The following is an 18,533-nucleotide window of genomic DNA, read 5'->3' on the forward strand; positions in this document are numbered from 1 at the left end:
GTGAATCGGTGCTTCACTTCTTGAGTGCCGTATCGACGTACACCGAAGGTCCAGGAGCGTCTGGACGCCCAGCGCGACGCCGTCCTCGCCGCCGCCATGGAGCAGTTGGCCGAGCGCGGGTACGCGGGCTGCTCGGTGGCGGCGGTCGCGGAACGGGCGGGGGTGGCGGTCGGCAGCGTGTACCGCCACTACCCCACCAAGGCCGCCCTGGTCGTGGAGTTGTTCCGCAAGGTGGTCACGCGTGAGGTCGAGGCTGTGCGCGAGGTGTCGGAGCGGCCCGGTACGCCCGCCGATCGGATCGTGGCGGTCTTCGACACCTTCGCGAGCCGCGCGTTGAAGACCCCGCGCATGGCGTACGCGCTGCTGGCCGAGCCCGTCGACGCGCCGATCGAGGCCGAGCGTCTGGTGTTCCGGCGCTCGTTCCGTGACGTCGTGGCCCAGCACGTGGCCGACGGTGTCCGGTCCGGGGTCCTGCCCGCCCAGGACGCGGACGTCACCGCGGCGGCGCTCGTCGGCGCGGCCGCGGAGGTGCTGATCGGCCCGCTGACCACGGGCAGTGCGGACGAGGTGTCCGGGCTGCGCACTTTCGTCCTGCGTTCCTTGGGAGGTTCCGATGCCGGTCACTCATGAGGTCACCAATCAGGTCCCGCCGCTGGCGGAGTACGACGTCGCCGCCGATCCGGCCTTGCTGGAGGGGCTGGAACGCGCGGGCGCGGGCTGGGCGGTGGCCGAGGTGCACGCCCTCGGCAGGCTCGCCGGCAGTGAGCAGGCGCAGGAGTGGGGCAGGCTGGTCAACGAGAACGAGCCGGTGCTGCGGACGCACGACCGGGTCGGGAACCGGATCGACGAGGTCGAGTTCCACCCGTACTGGCACGAGCTGATGGACGTCGCGGTGTCCTACGGGCTGCACGCGGCGCCGTGGCGGGATCCCCGTCCGGGCGCGCACGCGGCACGCGCGGCGAAGATGTACGTGTGGGGGCAGGTCGACGCGGGGCACACGTGCCCGATCTCGATGACGTACGCGGCGGTGCCGGCGTTGCGGTTCAATCCCGAGCTGTCCGCGCGGTACGAGCCGTTGCTGGCGGCGACGGAGTACGACTTCGGGCTGCGTGAGCCGAGTTCGAAACGCGGGCTCATCGCCGGGATGTCGATGACGGAGAAGCAGGGCGGTTCCGACGTCCGGGCGAACACGACCACGGCGCGTCCGCTCGGTGACGGCAGCTATGTGATCGTCGGGCACAAGTGGTTCACCTCGGCACCGATGTCGGACATGTTCCTGACGCTGGCCCAGGCGCCGGGCGGGCTGTCGTGTTTCCTGCTCCCCCGCGTCCTGCCGGACGGCTCGCGCAATGGGATCCGGCTGCAGCGGCTGAAGGACAAGCTGGGCAACCGGTCCAACGCGTCGTCGGAGATCGAGTACGACGACGCGATCGGCTGGCTGATCGGCGAGGAGGGCCGCGGGGTGCGCACCATCATCGAGATGGTGAACAACACCCGGCTGGACTGCGCGGTTGGGAGCGCGTCGGGGATGCGGTACGGCGCCGTGCGGGCGATCCACCACGCGCGGCATCGGCGCGCGTTCGGGGCGAATCTGGTGGATCAGCCGCTGATGGGCAACGTGCTGGCGGATCTCGTCGTGGAGTCCGAGGCCGCGACGACGGTCGGGATGCGGCTGGCGTCGGCGACCGACCGGCCGGACGACGAGCAGGAGCAGGCGTTCCGGCGGCTGGGGCTGGCGGTGACGAAGTACTGGGTGTGCAAACGTGGTCCCTCGCATGCGGTGGAGGCGCTGGAATGCCTGGGCGGCAACGGGTACGTCGAGGAATCGGGGATGCCGCGGCTCTACCGTGAGGCTCCGCTGATGTCGATCTGGGAGGGTTCGGGCAACGTCGCGGCGCTGGACGCGCTGCGGGCGATGGCGAAGCAACCCGAGTCGGTGGCGGCGTATTTCACCGAGGTCGAGCGGGCGTCCGGCGCCGACGCCCGGCTGGACGACGCGGTGGGCAGGCTGCGCAAGGAGCTGTCCGATCTGTCGGACATCGAGTACCGGGCGCGTCGGCTGGTCGAGTCGATGGCGCTGGTGCTGCAGGGTTCGCTGCTGGTGCGGCACGGGACGCCGGCGGTGGCCGACGCGTTCTGCGCGTCGCGGCTGGGCGGCGACTGGGGTGTCGCGTTCGGGACGCTTCCGTCCGGAGTGGACACGGGGGCGATCATCGCCCGCGCGGAGGTCTGAGTCTCCGCGCGGGCCCTTTGGGCGATCTCGCGTGCTTGAACGGCGATCTCGCGTGCTTGGAGACGTAACTCGCGTGATTGGACGGCGAACACTCGGGCGCGAGTTTCGGACTCTCAGTGCCCGGGTGACCACGTGCTGCGGCGGTCCGGTCGATTCACCCGGCCGGACCGCCGCCGAGCACTGCGAACAGCCGCAGGATTGCGGAATTCGGGTGCATGCAAGGGCTCTCGCGTCGGCTACGTTCCTCGGTCATGGTCGATCGCCGAAGATGCCTGGTCCTGGTTCCCGTGGTGCTGTTCGCCGCCGGCTGCGCGACGGCCGCGCCGACGCCGATCTTCGCGGCGGCGAGTCCGGCGCCTCCCGCGGAGAGCGCGCCGTTGCTGGGGGCGGCCGCCCCCTCCGGTGCGCCGTTCGTCGCGGCGGACGGACGGGATCTGAGGGCCTGCGCCGACGGCGAGTGCGAGGTGCTGGTCCGGACCGGCGACCAGATCCCCAACGACGGTGGCGCCGGACCGCTCGCGGTCGCGATCCAGGCCGGGAAGGTGGGGCTCGCCCCGGCTTCGGGCGGGATGGGCGCGGCGGTGTCCGGTCCGCCGGGGATGGCCCACCAGATCAACCGGCAGGTGATCGTCGTCGTCGCGGTGCAGGGCGACGAGGGGATCGTCCGGCTCAGCCGGAAATAGCGGATCAGTTCAGGCCGGCGACGAATTCGCTGAGCAGCCGGTTCGCCGTCGCCGACGTGTACAGGCGGTCGAAGTCGGCGCGCGCCACCCGGTGCCGGAACTCCCCGCGGTAGGACGGATCCCCGGCGTCATGGACGGTGTCGGTGAACCACGTCGCGAAGGCCTGGTAGTTCCACACCTCGCGCAGCCGGTTGTCGGAGTAGGCATCGAGCCGGCCGGTGTCGCCTTTCTCGTAGTAGTGGATCAGGGCGTCGGCGAAGACGTCGGCGTCGTGCAGGGCGAGGTTCATGCCCTTCGCGCTCATCGGCGGGACGATGTGCGCGGCGTCGCCGAGCAAATGGAGCCTGCCGTGGCTCATCGGGCTGAGCACCTCGCCGCGCAACGGCAGTAGCTGTTTCTCGACGATCGCGCCCTTTGTGGCGAGCGGTTCGCCGAAGCGCGTTTCGAGTTCGCTCCAGATCCGTTCGTCCGGCCAGTCGCCGGTGGTGTCGTCGAGCGGGCACTGGAGGTAGAAGCGGCTCGCCCGCGGCCCCCGGCCGAACTGCGCCGCGAATCCGCGCCGGTGGATCGCCATCAGCGTCTGACGGGTGGCGGGCACTTCGGCGAGGACGACCAGCCACGCGTAGCCGTATTCGTGGGTGTGGCGGGTGATCCTGTGTTCGGGGATGGCGGCCCGGGAGGCGCCGCGGTTGCCGTCGCATCCGGCGATGAAGTCTCCTTCGACGATCGACCCGTCGCCGAGCCGGACGCGGGGGCGTTCGCCGTCGATGTCCTCCACGGACACTTCGGTGTCGAAACGCAGGTCGCCTCCGTCCTGTTCGAACGCGGTGATGAGGTTCCGGACGAGGACCTGTTGAGGGCAGAGCCTGCCTTCCTGGTGTTCTTCGCCGGTCAGTGGCAGGCGACGGTCCTCGCCGTCGATGCGAAAGCCGAGGCTCGGTTCGACGGGTGCCCCGCCGACGACGCGGTCTTCGAGGCCCCGTTTCCGGAAGACGCGCGTGGCTCTGGTGTCGATGACCCCGGCGCGCTGTCGTCGCTCGACGTACTCGCGGTCGCGCCGTTCGAAGACGACACAAGGGATTCCCTCGCGCAGGAGGAAGTTGCCGAGCGCGAGTCCGGCGACACCGGCTCCGACGATCAGGACGGGTTCGTTCGCTTTTCCTGTGGTCATGCTTCAAGTTTCGACGCACCCACGGCGTCCTACCACCGGTATTCTGACGCTCGATGCTGGAAAACCGCCAACCGCTGAGTGATACCGGCCGGGGCACGATGACCCACGGCCAGATGATGGGTTCGCACACCCACACCCGAGGACAGCTGCTCTACCCGTCGGCGGGCGCGCTCGCGACCACGACGGAACGGGGTACCTGGCTCGCCCCCGCGAACCGGGTCACCTGGACGCCTCCGGGCTTCGAGCACGCCCACCGGGCGTACGGCGAGACCGAGATCAGGCGTATCGATCTGCCCGTCCGGTTCTGCCGCTTCCTGCCCGCTGTGCCGTCGGTCTTCGCCGTGTCCCCGTTGCTGCGCGAGGCGCTTCTGGCGCTCAGCAACGGACGCTCCCGCGCTTCGGGTCCACGCCACCGGCTCCGCGGGCTGGTCATCGACGAACTCGTCGACGCTCCGCCGCAGGAGCTGTACCTGCCCGAGCCCGTCGACGACCGGCTCCGCGCGGTGACGTCGCTGCTCCATGCCGATCCGTCGAGTTCGGCGACCTTGCGCGAACTCGGCCACGCCACCGGCGCCAGCGAGCGCGTGCTCAGCCGGCTGTTCCAGGGAGAGCTGGGGGTGAGTTTCCGGCAGTGGCGGAGCATGCTCCGCGTCCAGCACGCCCTCGTCCTGCTGGGCGAGGATCTTCCGGTGACCACGATTTCGAGCAGGTTGGGCTGGGCGAACCCCACCAGCTTCATCGAAGCGTTCGTCGCCGTCGTCGGTGAGACGCCCGGCCGCTACCAGGCCGGGTTAGGGAGGTAAGTCAAACCTCTCCGACTTCGTACTTCGTCTGGCCGCCCTGGACGGCGGGATGAAGGCTCCCTTCGCCGCGTCTAATGCGGTAAAGGGAGCCTTCACCCCTGGTCAAGCGCAGGTCGAAGGTGATCCCTGTACCTACTAGTATGTACGGCATGCATGCGATGCAGTACGAGATCACCCTCCCCGCCGACTACGACATGGGCATCATCCGCGACCGCGTCGCCACCCGCGGGCATCTTCTCGACGACTTCGGCGGACTGGGGCTGAAGGTCTACGGGATCCGTGAGCGCGGCGTCGACGGCTCGACGCTGAACCAGTACTCGCCCTTCTACCTGTGGCACGACGAAGCCGGGATGAACGCCTTCCTGTTCGGCGGACCGTTCAGCGGCATCGTCGAATCCTTCGGTCGTCCCGCCGTGCAGCACTGGACCGTGCTCGGCTTCGAGGAAGGACCCGCGTTCGGCTCCCCTCCGGTCACGGCGGAAAAGCACGTCGTGCGGATCCCCGACGAGACCGATCCGGTCGCCTTCCTCGGCGAAGCCCTCGACGGGCTTCGCGAGCACCTGCGCCAGGACGGCGCGCATTCGGGCGCGCTCGCCGTCGATCCGCGGACCTGGCAGGTCGTCCGCTACAGCCTGTGGGCGGGCGAGGCGCCGGAGTCGGACGAGGTCCGGTACCGGATCCTCCACGTGTCCTCGCCGCAACTGGATCAGCTGCGGCGAGGACGGCAGTGGGATCAGCCGAGCAACGCGGCGAACAGCGCGCCGGGATCGGCTTCGGGCGGACCGGCGGGCCACTGATCCCGGTACGGGTACCAGAGCCCGTCCCTGCCCAGCCGCACCTGCACCCCGGTCCCGTGCACCGTGCAGCGGTTGCGTTCGACGTCCAGGCCTTCGCCGGGATCGTCCACGACCTCGGCGAAGGCGGCCCGTGCCCGGCCCATCGCCTGTGACGGCGGCGTCCACGCGGTCTCCAGGACGTCGAGACCGGCGCGGCCACCGTGCCGCCAAGCCAGCACCGCCCGATCGAAGTCCTCACCGTTCCCGGCCGGGCGCAACCGGTCCGCGGTCTCCGGACGTGTGGCGGCGAGGCGGACGGCGTCCTGCTTGCGGGTGAGTTTCGGCTGCGACGCCAGCAGCGCGCCGGCCATCTGTCCCGCGTTGGCGACCAGCAGGGCGAAGGCCTCGGCCGGGATGCCGGGCGCACCGGGCACGGTCGGGCCACCGGTGGGCGCGAATCCGGCGAGGTCCGGCAACGGTCCCGGCTCGTCGGCGTACGCCCGCTCGGCGTCGATGCCGTCGTCCCCGGTGCGCACGAACCGGGGCGCGTTGCGCCGTTGCAGCTCGTCGAGCAGCTCCCGCTCCCCCTTGCCACGCATCAGCAACAGCACGAACGGGTCGGCGTCGAGCAGCCAGGACGCCTGGAACGACAGCGCCGCGGCGTGGCGGCACGGCAGCTCCCAGCCCGGGCAGTCGCAGTCCGGATCGAGATCACCGATACCGGGCAGCAGATGCACCCCGGCGTCGTCGGCGGCCTCGACGAGGTCGTGCGGCATGTCCCGGTCCAGCAACGCGGCCAGGTGCCCGGCACGGGAGGCGACCCGGTCGAGGAAGCGGTCCCATTCGTCGCCGGTCAGTTCCGCGAGGCGGACCTCGGTGCGGTACTGGCCCTCCTGGTCGTCGACCACCGCGGCGATCCGGCCGGGGCTGACCGTGATCGGGCCGACGCGCCCCGCCGCGGCGTACTTGCGGCCCTGTTTGAGCTGCCGCAGGTCCAGCGCGGTGTCCTCCATCGCGCTGATCCACGCGCGACCCCACCACGAGCGGGCGAACTGGCCGCGTCCACCTTGCGCGCCGAAGGCGGGGAAACCGCGGACACGGTCTTCGGGCGTGCTCATCGGCGGCTCCTCAGCTCGACCAGCTCGGCCAGCTCCTCGTCGGTCAGTTCGGTCAGGGCGGCCTCTCCGCCGGCGAGCACCGCGTCGGCGAGCGCGCGCTTCTCCCGCAGCATCGCCGCGATCCGGTCCTCGACCGTGCCCTCGGCGATGAGCCGGTGCACCTGCACCGGCCTGGTCTGCCCGATCCGGTACGCGCGGTCGGTGGCCTGGTCCTCCACCGCGGGATTCCACCAGCGGTCGTAATGCACGACGTGATCGGCGCGGGTCAGGTTGAGCCCGGTCCCCGCCGCCTTGAGCGACAACAGGAACACCGGCACCTCACCGGCCTGGAACCGGCGCACGAGATCCTCGCGTTTGGGCACCGGCGTGCCACCGTGCAGCAGCTGCGTGCCGATTCCGCGCTGCGCGAGATGCCGTTCCAGCAGCCGCGCCATGGCGACGTACTGCGTGAACACCAGCACCGCGCCGTCCTCGGCGAGGATCGTGCCCAGCAGTTCGTCGAGCAGCTCGAGCTTGCCCGACCGGCCGTCCAGCACCGCTTCCGACGGCTCCTTGAGGTACTGCGCGGGATGGTTGCAGATCTGCTTGAGCCCGGTGAGCAGCTTGACGATCCGGCCGCGGCGCGCGATGCCCTCGCTCCCGGCGATCTCGGCCATCAGCTCGCGCACCGTCGCCTCGTACAGGGCGGCTTGCTCGGCCGTGAGCGTCACCGGGCGGTCGGTCTCGGTCTTGGCGGGCAGCTCCGGCGCGATCCCCGGATCGGATTTGCGCCGGCGCAACAGGAACGGGCGGACCAGCCGGGACAGCCGTTCCGCGACGTCCGGGTCCTTGCCGGACTCGACCGGTTTCGCCCACACCCGCCGGAAATCGGCCATGGTGCCGAGCAGCCCCGGTGTCGTCCAGTCGAGGATCGCCCACAGCTCGGCGAGGTTGTTCTCCACCGGGGTGCCCGTCAGCGCCACCCGCGCCGACGACGTCAGCGTCCGCAACGCCTTCGCCGTGCCGGAGCGGTGGTTCTTGACGTGCTGGGCCTCGTCGGCGACCAGCAGTCCCCAGTGGACGGCTCCCAGCGGTTCCGGGTCCACGCGCAAGGTGCCGTAGGTCGTGAGCACGAAGCCGCCGCCGAGATCGTCCAGCGAACGTTCGGTGCCGTGGAACCGCCGCACCGGGACACCGGGGGCGAACTTGGTGATCTCGCGTTCCCAGTTCCCCAGCAGTGAGGCCGGGCAGACGACCAGGGTCGGGCCGTCCGCGCGATGCAGATGCAGCGAGATCAGCGTGATCGTCTTGCCGAGACCCATGTCGTCGGCGAGACAGCCGCCGAGCCCGATCGACGTCATGGCGGTGAGCCATTGCAGCCCGCGCATCTGGTAGTCGCGCAGGGTCGCGGCCAGGCCTCGTGGCGGGGCCTGCGGTTCGGGTGGGGCGAGCAGCCGCTCCCGCAGCGCGGCGAGCCAGCCGTCGGTGAGGACGTCGACGCGTTCACCGTCGATCTCGGTGGTCCCGCTCAAGGCGGCGCCGAGCGCGTCGATCGGCGTGAGCGGCTTCAGCGCGCGATCCCGCGCCTTCGCCGCGAGCGCCGGGTCGACGAGCACCCACTGGTCGCGCAACCGCACGACGGGACGGTGCGCCTCGGCCAGCGCGTCCATCTCGGCCGCGGTGAGCGGGGCCCCACCGAGGGCCAGCTGCCAGTCGAATTGCAGCAGCGTGCCACCGGCGAAGAACGACGGGAGATCGGCGGGCGGCGCGTCACCGCCGCCGACGACCGCCTTCGCGCTCAGGTCGCGAGCGAGTTCGGCGGGCCAGTGCACGTCGATGCCCGCCGTGGCCAGCAGCGGCGCCGCGGTGGTGAGCAGTTCGGTGATGTCGGTGTCGCCGAGCCCGACCTCGTCGGGGACCGCGGCGCTCAGCAGGGGTTCCAGCGGTGGCCACAAGTGCGCGGCACGGCGCAACGCCAGCATCACGTCGATCCGCGCCCTCGGGCCGAACCGGTCGTCGCCCGCCCAGAGCGCGGCGGCGTCGGCCAAGACGCCCGGGTCGGCCAGGCTGTGTACCTGGACGACCCCGCTGAACCGGCCGATCGTGAAGTCGTCGCCCGGTGCTTCGATCCGTACCGAGACCCGGACCCCGGAATCCAGCCCCGCCGCGACCTCGGCCGCCCAGTCCCGAAGCTGTGGAACACGGTGCGACGGCGTGGCGGCGAACGCCTTCACCCCGGCCGCTTGAGCGGCAGCGGGCGTGCGGGGAAGGGTGTCGGCCACGGCGTCCAGGAACGCGCGCAGCAACGGATACCGTGCGGGAAGCAGGTTTCCCTCACCCGGGATCGCCCGCGCTCGCGCAGGCATCGCTTCGGACAACTCCCGCAGCCAAGCGGCGTCGGCGGGTTCCAGCGGTCCGGCGCGCCAGGCGTCCACATCGGACTCCGTGAGCCCGGGAAGCAACCTTCCCGCCTCGGCGAGCTTCAATGCCGCCGCGGCCGCCGTGCTCCAGAAACGCGCGGAGAGGTCGTCGCTCTCACGCAGGCGCAGCAGCGCGGGGAGCGCCTCGGCCATCGGGAGCCGGACGCACGGCGCCGTGGTGATCGCTGGGAGGGCGACGGTCACCTCCTCGGCCCCCGGCGTGTTCCCCTCGGCGCTCCAGAAGACGAATCCGCTGGTCCGAGGGGGATTGTTCGGTTCGAAAGCGACACTGCCGAAACCGTCGTGAGACGCCACTCAACCCCAATCTCTGTACGGTGTACAGTTCAGGATAACACAACTCCGTACACCGTAGAGAGAATGTGATGACGGACGCGGACCACACCGGTGCGGGCGATCCACGGCGGACCATCGAGCTGCTCTGGGGCGTGCGCGAGAAACCCCGCCGCGGCCCCAAACCCAAGCTCACCGTCGACGAGATCGTCACCGCCGCGATCGAGATCGCCGACACCGAGGGCATCACCTCGCTGTCGGTGCGCCGGGGCGCGGAGAAGCTCGGCGTCTCCCCCATGACGATGTACACCTACATCCACAGCCGCGCCGAGCTGCTCGACTTGATGATGGACCGGGTCCACGGTGAACTGACCGATCCCCCGGAGAGTCACGACTGGCGGGTCACGATGACGATCCTCGCCGAGGACGCCTGGGAGATGTACCACCGGCATCCCTGGATGCTCCAGCTCACCACCGGCCGTCTCCCGCTCGGCCCGCACACCTTCGCGAAACACGAACGCGAGCTGAAGGCCGTCGACGCCATCGGGCTCACCGATCTGGAGATGGACGCCGTCGTGGCGATGGTCAACGGATTCGTGCAGGGCATCGCGCGCGGTTCGGTGGAATCGGCGAGTCTCGTGCGGCGATCCGGCCTGACGGACATGGAGTGGTGGACGGCCAGCGCACCCGTGCTCGCGGAGATCCCCGAAGCCGACGCCGGCCTGTTCCCGCTGGCGGCGCGCATCGGGCAGGCCGCCGGGGAGGCGCACGGTGCGGCGAGCGCGCCGCTGCACACCTTCCGATTCGGGCTGGCACGGATCCTGGACGGCGTCGAGCAGCTGGTCACCGGGGGCTCCGGCACCTCGGGGACCGAACTTCCCTCCTGAGCCGATGAGAGATGAGGCGAAAGCTCCTTTCATCGCATCAGACGCGGCGAAGGGAGCCTTCAGCCCGCCACCGGCACCCGCGCCGAGGTCACTTCCCGTGTCGTCGCAGCCGGCGATAGAGCAGCCACAGCGCCAGCGCGACCGGCGTCAGGACCGCGGTGAACAGGATCCCCGCGAACATCCCGTAGCCGTGCGGATCGGACGACAGTCCTGTCGCACTGAGCACCGCGCTCCCGGCGAGCAACACGATCACCGCCACGACACCGACGAACGCGCCGAGAACGACGCGCCGCACCACCGTCCGCGAGGCCGTCATGCCGGATCGGGAGTGCAGACGGTCAGGAACGACTTCCGGTTCTCTCGCTGCACAGCCGCCGCGTCCATCCAGCCGCTCCGGCCGAACAGGTAGCTCCCGGCCGGATGCCCGGCCGACTCACGCAGCACCTGGGCGACATCCGCCTTGGCACCGTTGGCTTTCGGGCCGTCGACGGCGATGCTGACCGAGCCCGCCTTGGTCCAGTCGTACGCGGCAGGCAGCGGTGTCCGGACCTGGAGGCCACCGGTGTCCGAAGAGGACGCACCCAGCAGGTCCAGCCGTTCCACCCGCACGCCCGGACGCGGCGCGGCCCACACCTGCTCCGTGCTGTTCCGCGTGCCGGAGTCGAAGGTCAGCCTCAGTCCGGTGACGCCCTCGCACGGGGTGCCCGTCCACAGCTTCAAAACGCCGCCGTCGACGCGGAACCCGGCCTCCGGCGGCAGTGACGGCGCGAACTGCGCCTTGGTGTCGCATGCCGCGGTCACCGCCACCACGAGCAACGCGCCGCAGATCCGCCTAGTGATATCCGCCATCGGAGAGTCCCGCGTCTTCCTCGGTTTCGTTGCCGCCAGTGACCTGCTCCCACGCGTAGGAGGCGAGGAAACCGGCATAGCCTTCGCGTGCCCATTGCTGGGAGTGGCGCTCCTCGTGGTGCAGCAACCGGTCCAGGTCGAGCGAGCCCTGGGACGCGCCGTTGTCGTCCTCGTACCAGGCGTGCCCCGACTTCACCACCTCGCGAAGTTGCTGCGCCGGATCCTCCGCGTCGTCGATGTTCACCATGAACGTGTCGCCCCAGGCGGTCCCGCCCTGTTGGCTGAACTGGTCCTGGATGAGGTTCCCGCCCAGGCCCATCATCATGCCGTTCGGGGTGGTCACCAGCCGCCCGCCGTTGCCGTGCACGAAACCCACGTCGTCGTCGTAGCTCCAGGAGTTCTCCCGCTGCCGGTCGGTGATCCGCCGCAGCTCCTCGGATCCGTACGGGGTCGGCGCGAAGTCGGTCTTCTCGCCTTCGGTGCCGTAGTCGGTGCCCGCGTTGAGGATGTAGGTCATCCGCACCGCCTTGGCGGCGTCGTCCCCGCTGATGTCGGTCGGCATCAGGAAGTACGACTTGTAGGTCCCGTCGCCGTCCTCGTCCTCGCGGATCTCCTCCATCCCGTCGAGGACCTTGAAGTCCTCCGGGGTGATGTCGTGGTCGTCGGCGATCTTCTTGATGGTGTCGATCGATACGCCCCGGCGCACGGCGTTCTCGAGCCACTGCCGGTAGTGGCCGGACGCGGGCGGACCGGTCAGCAGCCCGGCGTCGCGCAGCGCCTGCTCCATCTCGACCACTCCGGCGTCGATCTCCCCGCCTCTCCTGGCGCCTGCCAGGTCGGTCGCCTCGTGGTCGCTGATCTGGCCGTCCTGTACGAGCCGCATCACCCGGGCGAGGGCGGCGTCGATGCTGTTCGCCGCGGTGAGGATCGCCTTGGTTTCCTGCTCCAGCTGCTTGCGGATGGTTTCGCGGTGCCGTCGGGACTCGGCCTGCTCTTCGGCCTCGAACCGTGACTTCGGCGGCGGGTCGGCGGGTTTGCCGTCCACGATCGCGCCATCGGCCGCGACGCTGAACTGGTAAGTGCCGGCGAGGGAGTCGTTGTTGGCGACCCTGGTCTTCAGCGCGGACACGTCGTCCGAGGCGTTCTGCAGGGCACGTTCGACGGCGGACAGTTCCGCGATCAGGATCTCGGCCTTGTTCCGCGTGTCGCCCAGCGAACCGCGGGCGCGTTCGCCCGCGGGGCCGCGCCAGTCGGGCAGCTTCCTGGCGTCGTCGAGTTCGTCCTGCAGCCCGATGAGCTTGTCCCGCCGCCCGGCCAGGTTGGTGGCCGTCGTGTGGAGTGCCTCGGCGTCCCATTCGCGGACGTCGTCGTAGCCGACCGTCATCCTCCGAAAGCCTCCTCCGCGGAGTTCTCGTTTTCGGAGTACGCCTTGGCGGCCGCGGTGATCGATTCGCTCCAGCGGTCGATCTCGCCGGCCCACCCCTTCGCGCGCTCGGTGCACGTCGACGCCAGCGCCGGCGCGCTCTTCGCGGCCTCGCCACCCGGCAACGCCGTCGCTATCGCGTCCAAGCCTGTGCCCGGTTCCACGGCTCTGGCCTGGTCCGCGGCGGATCCCGCGGCCTTGGCCGCGGTCCGCAGCTGACCGATCTGGACCTCGTACCCGCTCACGCCCGTGCCCCAAACCCTGGATAGGTGAGCGGCACTCTACGTCAGCTCGGAACGCTCCACAGCCGATTCGCGCGAAGGGGTGGCAGCGTCGGCCAGCCGCCGGACGACGTCGTCGTACCGCGCTTGATCGGCTGCCGCACGGGCCTGTGCCCGCTCCAGTTCCTCGGCGAGGGCCGTCGCCCTGGCTTCGGCGAGGCTTCTGGCGGTGTGTTCTTCCGAGAGCGACGCCCGGAGCCCGGCCGATTCCTTTTCGGACACCGTCGCCCGCGTCTTGGCCTCGTCGAGCCGGTGCCGCAGCGCTTCGAGTTCCGCGACCGCTCGGGCCAGCGCCGTGTCGCGTTCGCCCAGCTCCGCGGTCAGCCTGGACTTCTCCTCACGCAGCGTCCCGAGTTCGGCGGCAAGCGCGTCACGGGCACGTTCGGCCGCCACGGTCGCGGCTTCCGCGGCGCCACGGGCTCGTTCGTGGGCGGCGACCTCGGCCCAGGAACGCTGCCTGGTCTCCTCCGCGTCCTTCAAGGCCTGTTCGGCGGCGCGTTCCGCCTTGGCCTTGGCCGTCTTGTCGTCGCGGGACGCGGCCAACGCCGCCGCACGGGCGGTGTCGGCCTTCGCGGCCGCCTGCTGCGCGTCCTCAGCCTCGCGCCGGGCAGCCGCCGCGTCCGTCTCGGCTTCGGTCACCCGGCCCAGCGCCGCCTCGCCGGCGTCGTCGAACCGCGAACGCATCGCGTCCAGCAGTTCCACGAGCGACGCCGCCAGCGGTGTGAACTCGTCGGCGATCCGGCGGACTTCCAGCAACGGATCCGCCACACTCGCCACCGCGGCCGCCCGCCGGGCGCGCGAGGCGGCATCGGCGTGGGCCTTGCCGCAGTAGGCCGAGGGACGGCCGCCCTTGCGTTTCCCCTCGGCGTCCACCGCGGGCGGGGGCAAGGGATTCTCGCAGCCTTCCAGCGCGCAGAGCCGGACCTCGTCGGCGTCCGTATCGATCACCGCAGCAGGGTAGCGCTGCCGCCCCGGCGATAGGGTCGCTCACATGCGTGTCCTGTTCACCTTTGCCGGTGGCAACGGCCACTTCCGGCCGCTGCTCCCCCTCGCCGGCGCGCTCGCCGACGCGGGGCACACGATCGCCTTCACCGGCGAGCCGCTGATGGTCCCGATCGTCGAGGCGGCGGGGTTCACCGTGTTCCCGTCGGGACCGAATCTCGGCAGCGACGGCGCACGTCGGCCGCTGCTCCCCGTCGACAGGGATCGCGAGGACAGCGACCTCCGTGACGGTTTCGTCCGCCGCACCGCACCTCTGCGCGCGAAGGACGTCTTGGCGCTCTGCGAGAGCTGGGAACCGGATCTGCTCGTCTGCGACGAAGCCGATCACGGTGCGATGATCGCCGCCGAACGGTCCGGCCTCCCGCACGCCACCGTCCTGGTGACCGCGGCGGGCGTGCTCATCCGCGCCGAGCTCATCGACGACGCGCTCAACGAGGTCCGCGCCGCCCACGACCTTCCGCCGCAACGAAACCTGGAGATGGCGTACCGCCACCTCGTGCTTTCCCCGTTCCCCGCGAGCTTCCGCGATCCCCGGTTCCCGCTGCCGCCGACCGCGCGGCCGTTCCACAGTCCCCTTCCCGGTCGCGGGCCGGCACCGGACTGGCACGTGGACGGCCGGCCCACCGTCTACTTCACCCTCGGCACGATCTTCAACACCGAGTCCGGCGACCTGTTTAACCGGGCACTGGCAGGCCTGCGGGAGGTCAACGCGACCTGCGTCGTGACCGTCGGGAACCTCATCGACCCCGCCGAATTCGGCACCCAGCCCGAGCACATCCATCTCACGCGTTACCTGCCGCAGGACGACGTCCTCCCGTACTGCGACGCGGTCCTCACCCACGGCGGTTCGGGCAGCCTGCTCGGCGCGATCGTCCACGGGCTGCCGATGGCGCTGCTCCCGATGGGCGCCGACCAGCCCCACAACGGCGACCGCGTCACCGAACTCGGTCTCGGCGTCGTCCTCGACGTCATCGACGCGACCGCGCGGGACATCCGCGACGCCGTGACCACGGTGCTGGCGGAACCGTCCTACCGGGAGACCGCCGGGCGGTTGCGGGACGAGGTCACCGCGTACCCGGCGCCGGAGAAGATCGTCCCGCTATTGGAAGGACTGCTCCGGTGACCTCCGAACTCGACGCCGCGATCACGCGGGCGTTCCGCGAGGAATCGGGGCAGGTGATCGCCACCCTGATCCGCGTCACCGGCGACTGGGACCTCGCCGAGGAATGCGTCCAAGAGGCGTTCGCGCTCGCGTTGCGCACCTGGCCCCGCGACGGCGTCCCCGCGAAACCCGGCGCGTGGCTGACGACAGCGGCGCGCAACCGCGCCACCGACCGGATCCGGCGAGAGGCCGTCGGCGCGGCGAAACTGCGCGAAGCCGCCGAACTGAACGTCCCCGCCGAGCCGGAATGGGACGAGAGTGGCGTCCACGACGACCGGCTCCGGCTGATCTTCACCTGCTGCCATCCCGCGCTGCCGCTGGAGGGACAGGTCGCGCTCGCGCTGCGGACGTTGGCCGGGCTCACCACCGCCGAGATCGCCCGCGCCTTCCTCGTCTCCGAGGCGACGATGTCGCAGCGCCTGGTCCGGGTGAAACGGAAGATCCGCACGGCGGGCATCCCGTACCGGGTCCCGCCCGCCGATCTGCTGCCCGAACGCACGGCCGCGGTGCTGGGGATGCTGTACCTGCTGTTCAACGAGGGCTACTCGGCCAGCGCCGGCACCGATCTGCTCCGGCCTGACCTGTCCGTGGAGGCCATCAGGCTCGCCCGGATCCTTGCGAGCCTCATGCCGGACGAACCGGAAGTCCTGGGGCTGCTGGCCCTGCTGCTCCTGCACGACGCCCGCCGGGCTACGCGCGTCGACGGTCAGGGCACGCTCGTCTCGCTCGAAGACCAGGACCGCGGCGGCTGGAACTCCGCCGAGATCGCCGAGGGCACGGAGTTGCTGGAGACCGCGCTCCGCCGCGGGGTTCCGGGGCAGTACCAGATCCAGGCCGCCATCGCCGCCTGCCACGCGACGGCCGCCCACGCCTCCGACACCGACTGGGCGCAGATCGCCGCCCTCTACGGGGAGCTACTGCGTTTCGTGCCCTCACCGGTCGTCGAGCTGAACCGCGCGGTCGCCGTCGCCATGGCCGAAGGCCCCGACGCCGGGCTCGAACTGGTCGACAAGCTCACCGCGGACGGCAGTCTCCCCGGCTACCACCTGCTTCCCGCTACCCGCGCGGACCTGCTCCGGCGGCTCGACCGGCTCGACGAGGCCGCCGACGCCTACCGCGAGGCGCTCGCGCTCGCCGGCACTGACGCCGAGCGCGCCTACCTGTCGGGAAAACTCGCCGAAATCTCCTGACTCCCGGCTGTCTGTCCGCGACGTCCCCGTTCGTCGGTGGGCGACAAGTCCCGAAAAGAGGAAGGGGTCATCCGATGGCCGTTCTCGACGTCCCCGGCGCCCGGCTGCACCACACCGTGACCGGCAGCGGTCCGGTTCTGCTGTGCATTCCCGGTGGCGCGGCCGATTCCGCCATGTTCGCGCCGATCGCGGGCCTGCTCGCGGAGCACTACACGGTGATCACCTACGACCCGCGCGGGATCTCCCGCAGCCCCCTCGACGATCCGGACGGGGAACAACGGATCGAGGCCCACACCGACGACGCGCTGCGCCTGCTCGACAGTGTGAGCTCGGAACCGGCGGTGATCTTCGCGTCCAGCGGTGGTTGCATGCAGGCCTTCGATCTCGTGACCCGCCATCCCGGGCGGGTGAAGACTCTGCTGGCGCACGAACCGCCGCTGACGGCCCTGCTGCCCGGCCAACCCGACGGTGACCCGGACGAACTGCAGCGCCTCCACCGTGAACACGGCATCGAGGCGGCGATGGCGAAGTTCATGGCCGACGCCGGTTTCGAGATGGACCAGAGCGTTCTCCCACCGGAGATGCGGAAGAACATGGAGTTCTTCGTCGTGCACCTGATGAACATGATCGGAGACTTCACTCCGGACTACGAAGCGCTGAAGGCGTCGGACACCCGGATCGTCGTCGGTGTCGGGAAGGACTCGGCCGGGCAGCCCGCGCACGAGGCGGCGGTGCTCGCGGCCGCTCGTCTCGGGGTGGAGCCGACCTACTTCCCCGGTGACCACGGTGGTTTCGCCGCCGAGGCCGCCACGTTCGCTCCGCTGCTTCGGGAGGTGCTCGACGCCTGATGTCAGGGAAGGGTCGTTCTTCGTCCTGAACGACCCTTCCCTGCCCCGCGTCAGGCGCGGACGTGCACGATCAGCCCGCCCACCAGAGCGCCGAAGCCACCGATCGCGGCCAAGGTCCGGACCAGGTTCCACCGCTCCCAGACACCCTCGAACTTCGCCCGCAGCGCCTCGAAGTCGGTGCTGTCGCCGTCGAAACCCGCTTCGAGCGCGTTGTTCAGCGGCACGTTGATCGCCATCGTCACGATCAGCATCACCAGCAGCAGGACGAACCCCGCGATGAGCCACGGCAGCGCGGGCCGCAGTTCCGACCGGAAGTGCAGCGCCGCCGCCACCGCGGCGAGCAGCGGCGCACCGCCGAAGCTCAGCCCGAACCAGCCGTTGAGGATCGCGATGTTGATCTCCCGCATCCCCGTCACATACGTCCGGGCGTCCGCCCGCCCCAGCCCCGGCATCACCGAGCACGTGTACGCGTAGAACAAGCCGGCGATCAACCCCGCCGTGATGACGGCCGCGATCAGGACGATCTCGCTCAGCGTCGCCATTCCTGTCGCCTCCCTTCCGATTCCAGCTCGTTTCATCGATTCCAGACCCCGGTGGCCGCCGCTTTCGCGGCATATTCGGAGAAGTCCCTCGCGGGCCTGCCCAGCACCCGCTCCACATCACCGGTGATCGAAGAGTTCCGGCCGTCGAGGACGCGCGTGAACAGATCGGTCAGGCCCTCGATCTCCTCCTCCGGCACGCCCTGTTCGGCCGCTCCCGCGGCGAATTCCGCGGCGGAGACCGGAACGTACCGGACATCCCGCCCCGAAGCCTTGCCGATTTCCGCCGCCGCGTCCGCGAAACTCAGCAATCGGGGGCCGGTCAGCTCGTACACCTCGCCGTCGTGCCCGTCGGTGGTCAGCGCCGCCACCGTCACGTCGACGATGTCCTCGACGTCGATGAACGGCTCGGTCACCGACCCGGCGGGCAGCACGATCTCCCCGGCGAGCACCGGTTCCAGCAGGAAATGCTCGCTGAAGTTCTGCGCGAACCAGCTGGCCCGCACGACCGTCCACTCGGCACCGGACTCCCGCACTCCCTGTTCGCTGACCACGGCTTCCTCTTCGCCGCGGCCGGACAGCAGGACCAGCCGCCGGACACCGTGGTCCACGGCCAGCTTCGAGAAGTCGCGGATGGCTTCCGCCGCACCGGGGAAGGCCAGATCCGGGTAGTAGGTCAGGTAGGCGGCGCTGATTCCGGTGACCGCGGCCGACCAGGTCGACCGGTCGTCCCAGTCGAACACCGGCCGCGAAGCCTTCCGGACGTCGATCCCGAGGTCGGTCAGCCGCTGCGAGACCCGGCTCCCGGTCTTGCCCGTCGCGCCGAGGACCAGGACCGTCTCGTTGTTCTTCGTGTTCGTCATGGCACTAGTCAAGCG

Annotated in this window: 19 protein-coding genes; 9 read left to right on the plus strand and 10 right to left on the minus strand. The window is 70.4% G+C overall.

Annotated features, from left to right (window positions below; translation table 11 throughout):
* Positions 1–24 precede the first annotated feature (24 nt).
* The 3 genes from MJQ72_RS08430 (at position 25) to MJQ72_RS08440 (ending at position 2,916) form a co-directional block, all read left to right on the plus strand.
* The gene (locus MJQ72_RS08430; protein ID WP_240598567.1) at positions 25–630 is read left to right on the plus strand and encodes a TetR/AcrR family transcriptional regulator; all 606 of its coding nucleotides are present in this window, start codon (positions 25–27) and stop codon (positions 628–630) included.
* Positions 614–2,233, plus strand: coding sequence for an acyl-CoA dehydrogenase family protein (locus MJQ72_RS08435; protein WP_240598568.1), 1,620 nt, complete (start codon positions 614–616; stop codon positions 2,231–2,233). Before MJQ72_RS08430 ends, MJQ72_RS08435 begins: the two co-directional genes overlap by 17 nt.
* Before the next feature lie 251 nt (positions 2,234–2,484).
* Positions 2,485–2,916: a hypothetical protein gene (locus tag MJQ72_RS08440; protein WP_240598569.1), complete on the plus strand. Its 432-nt coding sequence runs from the start codon at positions 2,485–2,487 to the stop codon at positions 2,914–2,916.
* Between the two features lie 4 nt (positions 2,917–2,920).
* On the opposite strand, the gene MJQ72_RS08445 is transcribed toward MJQ72_RS08440, so the two are convergent.
* Positions 2,921–4,087, minus strand: coding sequence for a 4-hydroxybenzoate 3-monooxygenase (locus MJQ72_RS08445; protein ID WP_240598570.1), 1,167 nt, complete (start codon positions 4,085–4,087; stop codon positions 2,921–2,923).
* 53 nt (positions 4,088–4,140) lie between these two features.
* Between MJQ72_RS08445 and MJQ72_RS08450 the strand changes: the two genes are divergently transcribed.
* Positions 4,141–4,890 carry a helix-turn-helix domain-containing protein gene (locus MJQ72_RS08450; protein ID WP_240598571.1) on the plus strand — a complete coding sequence of 250 codons (750 nt, stop codon included), beginning with the start codon at positions 4,141–4,143 and terminating at the stop codon, positions 4,888–4,890.
* Between the two features lie 149 nt (positions 4,891–5,039).
* Complete coding sequence (locus MJQ72_RS08455; protein ID WP_240598572.1) at positions 5,040–5,687, plus strand: DUF4865 family protein; 648 nt, start codon at positions 5,040–5,042, stop codon at positions 5,685–5,687.
* Here MJQ72_RS08455 and MJQ72_RS08460 read toward each other — a convergent pair.
* The gene (locus tag MJQ72_RS08460; RefSeq protein ID WP_240598573.1) at positions 5,624–6,784 is read right to left on the minus strand and encodes an SWIM zinc finger family protein; all 1,161 of its coding nucleotides are present in this window, start codon (positions 6,782–6,784) and stop codon (positions 5,624–5,626) included. The genes MJQ72_RS08455 and MJQ72_RS08460 overlap by 64 nt on opposite strands.
* Positions 6,781–9,498, minus strand: a complete 2,718-nt coding sequence (locus MJQ72_RS08465) for a DEAD/DEAH box helicase (protein ID WP_240598574.1) — start codon at positions 9,496–9,498, stop codon at positions 6,781–6,783. The genes MJQ72_RS08460 and MJQ72_RS08465 overlap by 4 nt, the downstream gene beginning before the upstream one ends.
* Positions 9,499–9,566: 68 nt before the next feature.
* On the opposite strand from MJQ72_RS08465, the gene MJQ72_RS08470 reads away from it, so the two are divergent.
* Positions 9,567–10,361, plus strand: a complete 795-nt coding sequence (locus tag MJQ72_RS08470) for a TetR/AcrR family transcriptional regulator C-terminal domain-containing protein (RefSeq protein ID WP_240598575.1) — start codon at positions 9,567–9,569, stop codon at positions 10,359–10,361.
* An 88-nt stretch (positions 10,362–10,449) separates the two neighbouring features.
* Here MJQ72_RS08470 and MJQ72_RS08475 read toward each other — a convergent pair whose 3' ends face one another.
* From MJQ72_RS08475 to MJQ72_RS08495, 5 genes are read right to left on the minus strand one after another with little or no spacing between them, the layout of a single operon-like run.
* Positions 10,450–10,677: a hypothetical protein gene (locus MJQ72_RS08475; RefSeq protein ID WP_240598576.1), complete on the minus strand. Its 228-nt coding sequence runs from the start codon at positions 10,675–10,677 to the stop codon at positions 10,450–10,452.
* The gene (locus tag MJQ72_RS08480; RefSeq protein WP_240598577.1) at positions 10,674–11,210 is read right to left on the minus strand and encodes a hypothetical protein; all 537 of its coding nucleotides are present in this window, start codon (positions 11,208–11,210) and stop codon (positions 10,674–10,676) included. Before MJQ72_RS08480 ends, MJQ72_RS08475 begins: the two co-directional genes overlap by 4 nt.
* Positions 11,194–12,594, minus strand: coding sequence for a WXG100 family type VII secretion target (locus tag MJQ72_RS08485; protein ID WP_240598578.1), 1,401 nt, complete (start codon positions 12,592–12,594; stop codon positions 11,194–11,196). Before MJQ72_RS08485 ends, MJQ72_RS08480 begins: the two co-directional genes overlap by 17 nt.
* On the minus strand, positions 12,591–12,878 hold the full coding sequence (locus tag MJQ72_RS08490; RefSeq protein WP_240598579.1) for a hypothetical protein: 288 nt from the start codon (positions 12,876–12,878) through the stop codon (positions 12,591–12,593). The genes MJQ72_RS08485 and MJQ72_RS08490 overlap by 4 nt, the downstream gene beginning before the upstream one ends.
* A 36-nt stretch (positions 12,879–12,914) precedes the next feature.
* The gene (locus MJQ72_RS08495) at positions 12,915–13,862 is read right to left on the minus strand and encodes a hypothetical protein (RefSeq protein WP_240598580.1); all 948 of its coding nucleotides are present in this window, start codon (positions 13,860–13,862) and stop codon (positions 12,915–12,917) included.
* A 43-nt stretch (positions 13,863–13,905) separates the two neighbouring features.
* On the opposite strand from MJQ72_RS08495, the gene MJQ72_RS08500 reads away from it, so the two are divergent.
* From MJQ72_RS08500 to MJQ72_RS08510, 3 genes are all read left to right on the plus strand, one after another.
* The gene (locus MJQ72_RS08500) at positions 13,906–15,039 is read left to right on the plus strand and encodes a glycosyltransferase (RefSeq protein WP_240598581.1); all 1,134 of its coding nucleotides are present in this window, start codon (positions 13,906–13,908) and stop codon (positions 15,037–15,039) included.
* On the plus strand, positions 15,036–16,268 hold the full coding sequence (locus MJQ72_RS08505; RefSeq protein WP_240598582.1) for an RNA polymerase sigma factor: 1,233 nt from the start codon (positions 15,036–15,038) through the stop codon (positions 16,266–16,268). The genes MJQ72_RS08500 and MJQ72_RS08505 overlap by 4 nt, the downstream gene beginning before the upstream one ends.
* A gap of 74 nt (positions 16,269–16,342) precedes the next feature.
* Positions 16,343–17,116, plus strand: coding sequence for an alpha/beta fold hydrolase (locus MJQ72_RS08510; protein WP_240598583.1), 774 nt, complete (start codon positions 16,343–16,345; stop codon positions 17,114–17,116).
* 50 nt (positions 17,117–17,166) lie between these two features.
* Here the strand turns inward: MJQ72_RS08510 and MJQ72_RS08515 are convergent, their stop codons facing one another.
* Both MJQ72_RS08515 and MJQ72_RS08520 read right to left on the minus strand, forming a co-directional pair.
* A complete protein-coding gene (locus MJQ72_RS08515) occupies positions 17,167–17,658 on the minus strand; it encodes a DUF1772 domain-containing protein (RefSeq protein WP_240598584.1) in 492 nt (163 codons plus the stop codon).
* A gap of 32 nt (positions 17,659–17,690) precedes the next feature.
* Complete coding sequence (locus MJQ72_RS08520) at positions 17,691–18,518, minus strand: NmrA family transcriptional regulator (protein ID WP_240598585.1); 828 nt, start codon at positions 18,516–18,518, stop codon at positions 17,691–17,693.
* Positions 18,519–18,533 lie beyond the last annotated feature (15 nt).

The sequence above is a fragment of the Amycolatopsis sp. EV170708-02-1 genome (genome assembly GCF_022479115.1).
Taxonomy (GTDB): Bacteria; Actinomycetota; Actinomycetes; order Mycobacteriales; family Pseudonocardiaceae; genus Amycolatopsis.

Coding starts and splice junctions, on each gene's coding strand:
- MJQ72_RS08435 (WP_240598568.1), top strand. CDS start 614: ATGCCGGTCACTCATGAGGTCACCAATCAGGTCCCGCCGCTGGCGGAG.
- MJQ72_RS08440 (WP_240598569.1), top strand. CDS start 2,485: ATGGTCGATCGCCGAAGATGCCTGGTCCTGGTTCCCGTGGTGCTGTTC.
- MJQ72_RS08445 (WP_240598570.1), bottom strand. CDS start 4,087: ATGACCACAGGAAAAGCGAACGAACCCGTCCTGATCGTCGGAGCCGGT.
- MJQ72_RS08450 (WP_240598571.1), top strand. CDS start 4,141: ATGCTGGAAAACCGCCAACCGCTGAGTGATACCGGCCGGGGCACGATG.
- MJQ72_RS08455 (WP_240598572.1), top strand. CDS start 5,040: ATGCATGCGATGCAGTACGAGATCACCCTCCCCGCCGACTACGACATG.
- MJQ72_RS08460 (WP_240598573.1), bottom strand. CDS start 6,784: ATGAGCACGCCCGAAGACCGTGTCCGCGGTTTCCCCGCCTTCGGCGCG.
- MJQ72_RS08470 (WP_240598575.1), top strand. CDS start 9,567: ATGACGGACGCGGACCACACCGGTGCGGGCGATCCACGGCGGACCATC.
- MJQ72_RS08475 (WP_240598576.1), bottom strand. CDS start 10,677: ATGACGGCCTCGCGGACGGTGGTGCGGCGCGTCGTTCTCGGCGCGTTC.
- MJQ72_RS08480 (WP_240598577.1), bottom strand. CDS start 11,210: ATGGCGGATATCACTAGGCGGATCTGCGGCGCGTTGCTCGTGGTGGCG.
- MJQ72_RS08485 (WP_240598578.1), bottom strand. CDS start 12,594: ATGACGGTCGGCTACGACGACGTCCGCGAATGGGACGCCGAGGCACTC.
- MJQ72_RS08500 (WP_240598581.1), top strand. CDS start 13,906: ATGCGTGTCCTGTTCACCTTTGCCGGTGGCAACGGCCACTTCCGGCCG.
- MJQ72_RS08510 (WP_240598583.1), top strand. CDS start 16,343: ATGGCCGTTCTCGACGTCCCCGGCGCCCGGCTGCACCACACCGTGACC.
- MJQ72_RS08515 (WP_240598584.1), bottom strand. CDS start 17,658: ATGGCGACGCTGAGCGAGATCGTCCTGATCGCGGCCGTCATCACGGCG.
- MJQ72_RS08520 (WP_240598585.1), bottom strand. CDS start 18,518: ATGACGAACACGAAGAACAACGAGACGGTCCTGGTCCTCGGCGCGACG.